The following is a 12,631-nucleotide window of genomic DNA, read 5'->3' on the forward strand; positions in this document are numbered from 1 at the left end:
TAAAGGCTTGTTTTTTGAGATTAAACAGGATTATGGATTGTAAAATTATAAAATTGATAAAATATTAAGCTCATTTTTAGAAATGCATAATTTAACAGAAACTCCACTATACAGGACGATGAGAAAGGTTTTTCCGTTAACCTTATTTAAATCTTTCTTTAAAATTTGATAAAAACAATACAAATTCAAGTCTCTTAAAAATTTAACATATTTATTAGCCTTTCAACGAAAATTTCAAAAGACTTACTATATGAAATGATTTGAAAACTTAAAAAGCTTTAATAAAAACAAGGGTAAGTGATGCACTAACTACAGCAGAAAGAATAACAAATTTTCACCTAAAGTAAAACAACCAGTATTAGAGTTCATAAAGTTCTATTTAACTAAAAAATAGATTGAAATTAGTGTTTGAATTTCTAATTAATACTAATAGTGTAATTACTTAGAAAAAGGAAGAAAAATAACAATACAAAATAGATAAAATAAAAAAGGCTTTCATTTTCATGAAAGCCTTTTAACCTGTGGGCCCTACTGGATTCGAACCAGTGACCCCCTGCTTGTAAGGCAGGTGCTCTGAACCAACTGAGCTAAGAGCCCCAATGGGGGTGCAAATATATAATACTTTTACATTTCACAAAAGAAAAACCAATAAAAATTTAAAGAACTTCTGCTACTACAAAATTACTGCCGCCAACATAAATGAAATCATTTTTTTTTGCTCGTTTTTTTGCTGCTTTAAAAGCCTTATTTACAGACTCATAAACTTCACCCTTAAAACCTGAATCAGAAAACACACGTGCTAATTTTTTTTCATCAAGTCCTCTAAAATTTTTTGGCTTACAATAATAATATGTTGCCTTTTTAGGAAAAAGGGGAGATATTCTATTAATATCCTTGTCCTTTACAAAGCCAATTACAATATGTAATTCTTCATATGTCTGTTTTTTTACTTGTTCCATGACAAGCGAAATACCTTCTTTATTATGTGCGGTATCACAAATAATGACCGGATCTGAGCCAATTTGCTGCCAACGCCCCATTAATTGTGTATTTTCAACTACATGACCTAGACCGTTTATTATATTATTCTCTGTTACTTTAAAACCAGTTAATGTATTTAAAGTGGCAAGCACACCCTTAATATTCTTCTTTTGATAAGCTCCTAACAATCCAATTTTATAATCCGCATATTCAGATTCTTCAGCAAATATTATTCTAGAGTTGTTCTCTTTTGCTACAGATATAAAAACAGGAGCTGTTTCTTCATTATACTCACTTATAACTATAGGTACTTCTTTTTTGATTATTCCAGCTTTTTCTCCTGCAATCTTAGCAAGAGTATCACCCAGCATATCAGTATGGTCCATACCTATATTGGTTATCAAACTAACCTCTGGAGTAATTATATTGGTAGAATCTAAACGTCCGCCTAGACCTACTTCAATAATAGCTATATCTACCTTTTGATCTGCAAAATAAGAGAATGCCATACCTACGGTCATCTCAAAAAAAGAAAGCCTATTAGTGGTGAAAAATAGTTTATTTTCAGCTATAAAGTCAACCACCCAGCTCTTACCTATCTTTTCTCCATTAATACGCACACGCTCCCTGAAGTCCTTTAAATGTGGCGAGGTATATAAGCCGACTTTATAACCAGCCTCTTGAAGAACCGAAGCCAATAGATGACTACTAGAACCTTTTCCATTGGTACCGGCTACATGTATACTCTTAAATTGCGTGTGAGGATTGTTTAAATGCTTGGTAAATGAAGTTATGCCATCTAGTTTTGAATTGAAGGCGCTTTTACCTTTATTCTGATACATTGGAAGTTGAGAAAACATCCAATCTAATGTCTCTTTATAGGTCACTCTCCTAATTTGAAGTTTACGACTACGAAACCAACTTGTTTACTTGGTGCGTTACCATCTAAATTCCATTTGTGCATGAATGCAGTTTTCTTTGCAGGCTCTAACAAACATGGATTATTATTAGTTGTACCTCTTACACCTGGCTCGGCACTGATTACTTTACCATTGCGGTCTACAATAATCTTTACCACTACTCTACCAGACTCATTACACTCTTGCTGCACTTTTCCTTTATTAACTAATGACCTCCCATTTAAGCCATAGCCACCTGTTCCACTGCCACTACCAGGGCTACCGTAATAACTAGTTGCATATGGATCACCATCTGGCTGACCTTTATCACCTGCCCTATTATCATCGCCCTCACTACCAGATGCTGTACCGTCAGATTTATTTAGTCCTCCCATCATCGCATCTAAAGCTTTCTTTTTAGCTTCTTGCTCTTGGCGAGCCTTATCTTCGGCATCTTTCTTTTGCTTAGCAATTTTTGCTGCTTCAGCCCTTTTCTTATTCTCTGCAGCTTCTGCTTTTCTTTTTGCATCTGCAGCCGCTTCATCAGCCTTTCTTTTAGCTTCTTTTGCCTGATTGATTTTTATAGCCTCTTGGTTATCTTGAGTCAACAACTTTTCGGCAGGCGCTTCTTTCTCTGCTATAGCTCCCTCCACTTCTTCTACAGGTTCCTCAACAGTTTCGGCAACTTCTTGTATAGTAGGCTCAACGGGAGGAGTATCTAAAGGCTCGGATTGTATTTTCTCCTTGGGCTGCACTTTACCGCTACCAAATTCCATTGTACCAAAATTAACGGAGATTCCGTTCTCCTCTGGCGGATCCATATAGTTTAGACCGATATAAAATAAAACCAAAAGTAAAGCACTTAACAACAATGTGGTAAGTGTCAATGATTTCTTTTTATGTTTCGTATCTAAAAATGCCATTTAGTTTGGGCGTACTGCCAAAATAACCTTATAATTATTTCTATTTGCGATGTCCATAACATTTACAGCTTCTTTAATCGCAACACTTTCTTCTGCTCTAAGTATGATAGTAGGGCTATCTTGACCAGCTAAAGCTTTTTTTAACTCTATCTCTATGTACTCACCATTAATACGTTCATCGTTAACGAAGTATTGAAGGTTCTTATCTATACTAACAGATACATTTTGAGTATTTGTGGATTTCCCTTTCGCTTTAGGCAGCAATAAGTCTAAAGCGTTCGGTGAATTTGCCGTTAGCATGAAAAACACCAATAACAAGAATACAATATCTGTCATTGAAGACATGCTAAAGTCTGGACTGACTTTATTTCTTCCTTTTAATTTCATAGTATAAAATTAAAGAGGTTCGTTTAATAGATCTAAGAATTCTACAGCGTTAGCCTCCATTTTATGAACCACCTTATCAGTTCTGTTCACTAAATGATTATACCCTACATAAGCTATAATACCAACTATAAGACCCGCAACCGTTGTCGTCATCGCCGTATAAATACCAGATGCCAATGAACCCATTTCTGCCTGACCACCACTACTGGCCATTTCATGAAATGCAAGAATCATACCAATAACAGTTCCTAAAAAACCGATCATTGGAGCCGCACCGGCTACAGTTGCTAAAATACTAACATTTTTTTCTAGCTTATAAACTTCAAGAGTACCTGCGTTTTCTATTGCAGTATTTATATCATCTAAAGGCTTACCTATTCGAGATACACCTTTCTCCGTCAATCTTGCTACTGGCGAATCTGTTTGGGCACAAAGTATTTTTGCCGCATCTAATTTACCTGTTGTCACATAATCACGAATCTGATTCATGAAATTCTTATCTATTTTAGAAGCAGCATTTACAGCCAACAAACGCTCAAAATAGATATAAAGGGCAACACCCAACATTATAAATAAAACCGAGATAATGATTACACTACCAGTGCCACCATTAAATATTAAATCAATGACCGATAGCGTTTTCTCTTCAGACAATAATTCTTCGCTCGTATCTTGAGCCAAATCCTGGAATAATAACATAGTATTCTTTAAGTATTGAATTTGCCTTTATAACGATGAATTGCGAATTAAATTATGCGTTGAGCACAAAATCTCTTAACAGGATAAAAACGATCGCCCCACTAACAAAACCTACGAATGCCAACCATGCAATCTTTTTAAGATACCAGAAAAAATCAATTTTCTCCATTCCCATTGCAACAACTCCTGCGGCAGACCCTATTATTAACATACTACCACCTGTACCGGCAGAGTAAGCTATAAAATGCCAAAGCGGACTATCCATAGGCTCACTAAACATACCCATACTTGCCGCAACTAACGGTACGTTATCAATTACCGCAGAACCTATACCAAATAACATTACAACAATATCAGTATTAGGTATCGCCTCATTAAGAGCTCCTGCAGCATTAAATAGTATACCTAATGATTCCATGGCTGCTACCGCCAATAATATTCCTAAGAAAAATAAGATACTCGGCAATTCTATTTTAGATAAAGAATGATGAACAGGACTGTGGTGCCCTTCGCTATCTTGACCTTCCTGATCTACGGAAGAAATACTAAATTTCTTATTACTATAAATTTCAGCAAATGTTGCTACTACGGCTAATGATAACATCATACCTACATAAGGAGGCAAATGAGTTACTGTCTTAAAAATAGGAACGAACAAAATAGCACCTAGACCCAAATACAACATTACTCCGCTATACTTAGATTTAGAATTCTCACCATCCAATTCGCCATCAATCAAACCTTTAAACACCTTAAACCTACTTGCTATTACAACTGGTACGATCATACAAACTAATGAAGGCAAAAGTACGTGAAGCACTAACTGACCCGCACTAACTCTATTCGCAATCCATAACATTGTAGTGGTAACATCACCAATTGGAGACCACGCACCACCCGCATTTGCCGTAATTACAATCATACCTGCAAACCATAATTTTGTTTCTCTATCCTTAATTACTTTTTGAAGTATGGTGATCAAAACAATGGTTGCCGTTAAGTTATCTATGATAGCAGACAATACGAATGCTAAGATTGAAAACAACCAAAGTAATTTACTTTTTTGCTTTGTTTTAATAAAACCTTTTATAGTTGCAAAACCATCGAAATAATCAATGATCTCAACAATTGTCATCGCACCTAAAAGAAAGAAAAGAATCTCTGCCGTTTTACCTAGATGATGCAAAAGGGATTCCTCCATCATGTGCATCCTATCTAAATGCCCAAAATCACTAAACCCTTCCACAAGGCTTTGATGAGCAGAATCAAACCAATTTTCATAGCCATCAATTCCAAGGGCAATAAGAGCCCAAAGTATAGCCATCATAGCTAATGCAGGGATTAATTTATCTATTTTAAGATTGTGTTCTAAGGTAATGGCAAGGTATCCTGCCAAAAAAACAATAACAATGATGGTTTCCATATTCGCTGGTTTTTTGAGTAACTAGTTAGTAGTTGTAAATATAGGTTCTAATTCTAAAAAATAAATCTCCCAAATATATTTAAAATTGTCCGTGAAATCCTAATGAATTAACAATAATACCGAAGTTATCTGACATCCAAATACTTAAAACAACATGAATTTAAATTCAATACGTTTTTGGTGACCATATTTTAACGCATAAGAAAATGTTAAAAATGAACAGACGCTATAATGCAAGTCCAATATTGTTATAAAATCATTTAAAATGATATATTCAAGTAACATATTTAACTACTATATCTTTATCTTTGAGAAGTTAACCTTATATATAAAATCAGATGGATTTTTCATTGAATGAAGAACAAAAACTTATACAAGAAGCTGCACGCGATTTTGCCCAAACCGAGCTCTTAGCAGAAGTTATTGAACGTGACGATGCCCAGAGATTCCCTACAGAAGAAATCAAAAAATTGGGAGAACTTGGTTTTTTAGGAATGATGGTGGACCCAAAGTATGGTGGCAGCGGCCTAGACACCCTTTCATATGTTATTGCAATGGAAGAAATATCAAAGATTGATGCTTCTACTTCTGTTGTAATGTCTGTAAACAACTCACTGGTATGTTGGGGATTGGAGAAATTTGGCTCTGAAGCTCAAAAAGAAAAATACCTTACCAAGCTTTCTACAGGAGAGCACATAGGCGCTTTCTGCCTATCTGAACCAGAAGCAGGTAGCGATGCCACTTCTCAAAAAACAACGGCCATAGATATGGGCGACCATTATATCGTTAACGGTACTAAAAACTGGATTACGAACGGTGGTACAGCCAGTACATATATTGTAATCGCCCAAACTGACAAAGAAAAAAAGCACAGAGGCATTAACGCCTTAATTATTGAAAAAGGTACTCCCGGATTTGAAATAGGACCTAAAGAAAACAAATTAGGTATTAGAGGAAGCGATACGCATTCATTAATATTCAACGATGTTAAAGTCCCTAAAGAAAATAGAATTGGTGAAGACGGTTTTGGTTTTAAATTCGCCATGAAAACTTTGGCAGGTGGTCGTATTGGAATTGCAGCTCAGGCATTGGGTATTGCCGCCGGTGCATATGAATTAGCATTAAAATACTCAAAAGAACGTAAGGCTTTTGGAACGGAAATAAGTAATCATCAAGCTATCGCATTTAAACTTGCTGATATGCATACTGAAATTCAAGCCGCTAGACTACTAGTATACCAATCTGCAATTGACAAGGACAATGGAAATGATTATGACCTTTCTGGCGCAATGGCAAAATTATATGCATCAAAAGTTGCAATGGAAACAACGGTTGAAGCTGTTCAAATTCACGGTGGAAACGGATTCGTAAAAGACTATCATGTGGAACGTTTAATGAGAGATGCCAAAATCACACAGATTTACGAGGGCACTTCTGAAATTCAAAAAATCGTCATTTCAAGAAGCATTTTGAAGTAAAAATTAGACTATTTAAAATTCACCCCTTAAATTTTAGGGGGTGAATTATTTTAAAAAATAATATGACTTTGTTAACCTCTCAATAAAGTTAGGCTCAATTGTTAGAAAGTTATATAAATTTGAATTTACCCCCTACTTCACCCATCCTTTTCAAGAATATTAACTTAAATTTATCAATCTGATAAATTGAAGGTTTTAAAAATCCATAATTATCGATTTTTTAAGCTTTTATTTATTTCGTTGAATTTTTTATTTGAATTTGTTTCAATCATTGAATATAATTCAATTAAATTGATATTTTTGAAGAAATACCACAAAGGATGACACTGAAGAAGCAAGGATTATATCTACCGGAATTTGAACATGATAACTGTGGGGCTGGGTTTATATGCAGTCTTAAAGGCAAAAAATCTAACGACATTATTCATAAAGCGTTAGAGATACTTGAACGTTTAGAACATAGGGGCGCAGTAAGCGCCGACGGTAAAACAGGAGATGGAGCAGGTATATTAGTAGATGTACCGCATGATTTTTTTGAGGCTGTTTGTAACTTTGACTTACCAAAAGCCGGCGATTATGCCGTTGGTAATATATTCTTTCCACGTAAAGAGAACCAACGAGATTTCTGTATTTCGGTGTTTGAGGAAAATATCAAAAAACAAGGCTTAAAGTTATTAGGATGGAGAGATGTACCGGTTAACAGATCTATACCGGGTAGAATTGCCGCCGAAACAGAACCTTTTGTCAAGCAAATATTCGTAGCTAAAGAAAACGATGATCAAGACTATTTCGATTTTAACTTAAAACTTTTTATTGCCAGAAAAATCACAGAGCATACCATTATAAAATCTAAATTATCTGAAAGCAAATTCTTTTACGTACCCAGCTTATCTACCAAGATAATTATATTCAAAGGTTTATTAATGCCTTTAGACATTAGTCTTTATTACTCAGACCTTATGGATTCTAGAGTAGTTACTAGATTGGCATTGGTACACCAACGTTTCTCTACAAATACTTTCCCTACCTGGGATTTGGCTCAACCATTTAGATATATGTGTCATAATGGTGAGATAAACACCCTAAGAGGAAATGTTACCCGCATGTTCTCTAGAGAAGAATTGCTGAAGAGCGATATGTTCGGAGATGAAATAAAGAATGTTCTTCCTATCATATTACCAGGAAAGTCTGATTCCGCTACAATGGATATGGTCGTTGAACTTTTATTGATGACAGGTAGATCTTTACCAGAAGTAATGATGATTTTAGTTCCTGAAGCGTGGGAGAAAAATACCGAAATGTCTGAGGCAAAAAGGGCATTTTACGAGTATCATTCTTGTATGATGGAGCCATGGGATGGACCAGCTTCTATTCCTTTTACTGACGGTAACTTTATTGGTGCGGTATTAGATAGAAACGGACTAAGACCATCTAGATACACTGTTACTAAAGATGACTACGTAGTAATGTCCTCTGAAACAGGAGTTGTTGATATTGCTCCAGATAATGTAGAATTCCACGGAAGGTTACAGCCTGGAAAAATGTTCTTGGTGAACATGGAAGAAGGTAGAATAGTTAACGATGAAGAAATTAAAGAGAACATTGCCCAAAAATTCCCATACAAGAAATGGTTAAATGATAACTTAGTTCATTTAAAAGATATACCTTATAATGATTGTCCTTTATTTTTAGGTGAGGAAACTCTAGAGAAGAGAAAATCTGTTTTCGGATATACTTTAGAAGATATCAACACCATAGTATTGCCAATGGCGAAAGCAGGTAAAGAACCAATTGGTTCAATGGGTTCTGATACACCTATTGCTGTTCTATCTCAACGCCCTCAATTAATTTACAATTATTTCAAGCAATTATTCGCTCAGGTCACCAATCCACCATTAGATGGTATACGTGAAGAACTGATTACAGATATCAGTTTAACTCTAGGTAGCGATCATAACATATTTGAATTTTCAGAATTACATTGTAGAAAACTTAAAATTCAAAATCCTGTAATTTCTAAAGAGGATTTAGATAAAATTAAAAATTACGATGTAAGCCCTGACTATAAGGTAGTTTCAATATCCATGTTGTATTCCATTAAACAAGGACACAATGGTCTTGAAGACGCTTTACAATCTGTGCTAAACCAAGCATCTAAAGCCGTAGATGAAGGAGCTAACATTATCATACTTTCTGATAGAAACGTTACAGAAGATAAGGCACCAATACCGGCACTACTTGCCTGTTCATTTGTAAACAGTGGACTACAGAAACTTGGCAAACGTTCAAAATTAAGTGTTATTATAGAATCTGCAGAGCCACGTGAAGTACATCATTTTGCTTTATTATTTGGTTTTGGAGCTAGTGCTATTAACCCATATTTGGTTAATGAAATTATTGCAGAGCAAATAGAAGAGCATGATATTACAGAAATATCTTTTGACGACGCTATTAAAAATTACAATAAAGCTGTTGGAAAAGGTATCTTAAAAGTGATGAACAAAATTGGTATTTCAACACTTAATTCTTATCGTGGTTCACAACTTTTTGAATGTATAGGAATCAACACCAAAGTAGTTGAAAAGTACTTCCCTAATACCCCTACTCGTATTCAGGGTATTGGTCTTTATCAAATTGAAAAAGAAATTGCCTTACGTCACCATAAGACTTTTAGCAAACAACATATTGATGCTAGTTTAGATTTAGAAATTGGCGGTGAATATAGATGGAGAAGAGATGGTGAAAAACATATGTTTAACCCACTATCTATTGCAAAACTTCAAAAATCAGTTCGAAATAACGAACCAGATACGTACAAAGAGTATTCTAGCATGGTTAATGAGCAATCAAAAAACCTTATGACTATAAGAGGTCTCTTTGAATTCTCTAACTATGACCCTATTCCTCTAGAAGATGTGGAACCATGGACTGAAATTGTAAAAAGGTTTAAAACCGGTGCAATGTCTTACGGATCTATTAGTAAAGAAGCTCACGAGAATTTAGCGATTGCCATGAACCGTATTGGCGGAAAGAGCAATTCTGGTGAAGGTGGAGAAGATCAAAATAGATTTTACAAAAACTCTACCGGTGACTGGAGAAACAGTGCAATAAAACAAGTTGCTTCTGGTAGATTTGGAGTAACCTCTAATTACCTGACCAACGCAAAAGAAATTCAGATTAAAATGGCACAGGGTGCCAAGCCAGGTGAAGGCGGTCAATTACCAGGTCCCAAAGTAAATCCTGAAATAGCTAAAACAAGAAATTCTACTCCATATGTAGGTTTAATTTCTCCACCGCCGCATCACGATATCTATTCTATTGAAGATTTATCTCAGCTTATTTATGATTTAAAATCCGCGAATAGGAAGGCAAGAGTTAATGTGAAATTAGTTTCTGAAGTAGGTGTAGGTACCGTTGCAGCAGGTGTTGCAAAAGCAAAGGCTGATGTTGTTCTGGTTTCTGGTTTTGATGGTGGTACTGGAGCTTCCCCTTTGACATCACTAAAACATTGTGGTTTACCTTGGGAACTTGGTATTGCAGAAGCACAACAAACACTTGTTTTAAATGATTTGAGAAACCGTATAGTTCTTGAATGTGATGGACAATTGAAAACCGGTAGAGATGTTGCCGTTGCCTGTCTATTAGGTGCAGAAGAATTTGGTTTCGCAACTGCTCCTCTAGTAGCTTCTGGTTGTATAATGATGCGTGTATGCCACTTAAATACTTGCCCTGTTGGTATTGCAACTCAAAATCCTGAATTGAGAAAGAAATTTAAGGGTAAACCTGAACATGTAGTTAACTACATGTACTTTGTAGCACAAGAGTTACGTGAAATTATGGCGCAACTTGGCTTTAAGACCATTAATGAAATGGTTGGTCAGGTTCAAAAATTAGATCGTAAGAAAGCTATTGATCATTATAAAGCTGCTGGTATAGATTTAACGCCTATTTTACATCAAGTAGATGTACCTAAAGGAACTAAATTTTACAATACGGAAAAACAAAAACACGATATAGACAAATCAATAGAATTTGATATTATAGCAAAAGCTAATCCATCTTTATTTAGAAAAGAGAAATTAACTTTAGATTACCCAATTTGTAATACTGATCGTGCAGTTGGTGCAATTATCAGTAATGAAATTTCTAAAACCTACGGTGCAGAAGGATTACCAATCAACACGTTAAGATTGAATTTCACAGGTTCTGCCGGTCAAAGTTTTGGTGCATTTGCGACCAGAGGTCTAACTATGATCGTTAATGGAAATACCAATGATTATTTAGGAAAGGGACTTTCTGGTGCCAAACTAGTTATCAAAGTACCTGAAAAATCCACAATTGTACCTGAAGACAATGTAATTACTGGTAACGTTACCTTATACGGGGCTACCGCCGGTAGAGCATATATTAATGGTAAAGCTGGTGAACGTTTTTGTGTTCGTAACTCAGGAGCTAAAGCTGTCGTTGAAGGAATTGGAGATCACGGTTGTGAATATATGACGGGTGGTGTTGCTGTAATTCTTGGTGAGGTTGGTAGAAATTTCGGAGCTGGTATGAGTGGCGGTATAGCTTATGTACTGGATAACAATAAAACCTTTAAAGAGAGATGTAGCACTGAAGGTCTAAACCTTTTAGAGGTTACTGAGAACAATGATATTAAACAATTAAAAGATTTAATTGAGAGTCATTACAATTCTACAGCAAGTCCATTAGCGCAACGTATTTTAGAGAACTGGGAATCATACTTACCTAAATTCGTTAAGGTTTTACCCGAAGAATACAGACAAGCTTTAATTAGATTAGAGCAAGAAAATTTACAAACTATTTAAGATCGGAAAATGGGAAAGATAACAGGATTTTTGGAATTTGACAGAAAAATCGAAGCATACGAACCGGTTGAAGAGCGTTTAAAAGATTATAAAGAATTTACAGTGCCGCTTCCTGAAAAGGAACTGAAAGAGCAAGGTGCTCGTTGCATGGATTGTGGTATTCCTTTTTGCCATAGCGGTTGTCCTTTAGGGAATTTAATTCCTGATTTTAATGACGCCGTTTATCGTGGAAAATGGGAAAAAGCAAGTGAGATTTTACACTCTACAAATAATTTTCCTGAGTTTACTGGAAGATTATGCCCAGCACCATGTGAAGAAGCATGTGTTCTAGGTATAAATGAAGATCCGGTTACTATAGAAAATATTGAGAAAAATATTGTGGAGACCGCTTTCAAAAAAGGGTGGATTACTGCAAAACCACCTTTAAATAAAACCGGAAAAAAAGTTGCGGTTGTAGGTTCCGGACCTGCAGGTCTAGCTACTGCCCAACAATTGAACAGAGCTGGGCATGATGTTACCGTATTCGAAAGAGATGAAAAACCTGGCGGATTATTGCGTTATGGAATTCCAGATTTTAAGATGGAAAAGAATGTAATCGATAGACGTTTAGATGTTTTAAAGGAAGAAGGAATCACTTTCAAATGTGGAGTTCATATTGGTATAGATATTAAAGCTGATACACTTAAAGAAGAATATGACGCTATCGTATTAACGGGAGGTGCAACTATTAGAAGAAATTTACCTATTGAAGGCTCTGATTTAAAAGGTGTTGTTCAAGCAATGGATTTTCTAGGTCAAAATAACAGACGTGTAGACGGTATTACAGAATTAGGTGAAGAAATTAAAGCTACAGGTAAAGACGTGGTCGTTATTGGTGGTGGTGATACTGGTTCAGACTGTATAGGTACTTCTTTTCGTCATGGCGCAACATCAGTTTCTAATTTTGAAATTATGCCAATGTCAACTACTGAAAGACCAGAAGGTCAGCCTTGGCCTTTTTGGCCAATGAGAC

8 protein-coding genes and 1 tRNA gene (1 of these 9 cut by a window edge) are annotated in these 12,631 nt (G+C 35.6%); 3 read left to right on the forward strand and 6 right to left on the reverse strand.

Annotation, left to right across the window (positions count from 1 at the left end; genetic code table 11):
* Positions 1-522: 522 nt before the first annotated feature.
* The 6 genes from P177_RS16095 to nhaD all read right to left on the reverse strand — a co-directional run bounded on the left by P177_RS16095 (position 523) and on the right by nhaD (position 5,312).
* A tRNA-Val gene (locus P177_RS16095) sits at positions 523-597 on the reverse strand.
* A gap of 59 nt (positions 598-656) precedes the next feature.
* Positions 657-1,868 (reverse strand): bifunctional folylpolyglutamate synthase/dihydrofolate synthase, encoded by a 1,212-nt coding sequence (locus P177_RS16100; protein ID WP_036156395.1) that lies wholly within the window; start codon positions 1,866-1,868, stop codon positions 657-659.
* A complete protein-coding gene (locus P177_RS16105) occupies positions 1,865-2,803 on the reverse strand; it encodes a cell envelope integrity protein TolA (RefSeq protein WP_036156397.1) in 939 nt (312 codons plus the stop codon). Before P177_RS16105 ends, P177_RS16100 begins: the two co-directional genes overlap by 4 nt.
* Entirely contained in the window at positions 2,804-3,190 is a 387-nt protein-coding gene (locus P177_RS16110; RefSeq protein WP_027068115.1) for an ExbD/TolR family protein, read from the reverse strand. It abuts the gene before it with no gap.
* Positions 3,191-3,199: 9 nt separating this feature from the next.
* Entirely contained in the window at positions 3,200-3,889 is a 690-nt protein-coding gene (locus P177_RS16115) for a MotA/TolQ/ExbB proton channel family protein (RefSeq protein WP_036156399.1), read from the reverse strand.
* A gap of 52 nt (positions 3,890-3,941) precedes the next feature.
* The gene (nhaD, locus tag P177_RS16120; protein WP_036156401.1) at positions 3,942-5,312 is read right to left on the reverse strand and encodes a sodium:proton antiporter NhaD; all 1,371 of its coding nucleotides are present in this window, start codon (positions 5,310-5,312) and stop codon (positions 3,942-3,944) included.
* A 338-nt stretch (positions 5,313-5,650) separates the two neighbouring features.
* On the opposite strand from nhaD, the gene P177_RS16125 reads away from it, so the two are divergent.
* The 3 genes from P177_RS16125 to P177_RS16135 all read left to right on the forward strand — a co-directional run.
* Positions 5,651-6,790: an acyl-CoA dehydrogenase gene (locus tag P177_RS16125; protein ID WP_036156403.1), complete on the forward strand. Its 1,140-nt coding sequence runs from the start codon at positions 5,651-5,653 to the stop codon at positions 6,788-6,790.
* 320 nt (positions 6,791-7,110) lie between these two features.
* The gene (gltB, locus tag P177_RS16130; protein WP_036156405.1) at positions 7,111-11,619 is read left to right on the forward strand and encodes a glutamate synthase large subunit; all 4,509 of its coding nucleotides are present in this window, start codon (positions 7,111-7,113) and stop codon (positions 11,617-11,619) included.
* A gap of 9 nt (positions 11,620-11,628) precedes the next feature.
* Positions 11,629-12,631 carry the 5' portion of a glutamate synthase subunit beta gene (locus P177_RS16135; RefSeq protein WP_036156407.1) on the forward strand. 464 nt of this gene lie beyond the right edge of the window, so only the first 1,003 of its 1,467 coding nucleotides appear in the window; its start codon is at positions 11,629-11,631; its stop codon lies off the right edge, out of view.

It is taken from the genome of Maribacter forsetii DSM 18668, from assembly GCF_000744105.1.
In the GTDB taxonomy this organism is placed as follows: Bacteria; Bacteroidota; Bacteroidia; order Flavobacteriales; family Flavobacteriaceae; genus Maribacter; species Maribacter forsetii.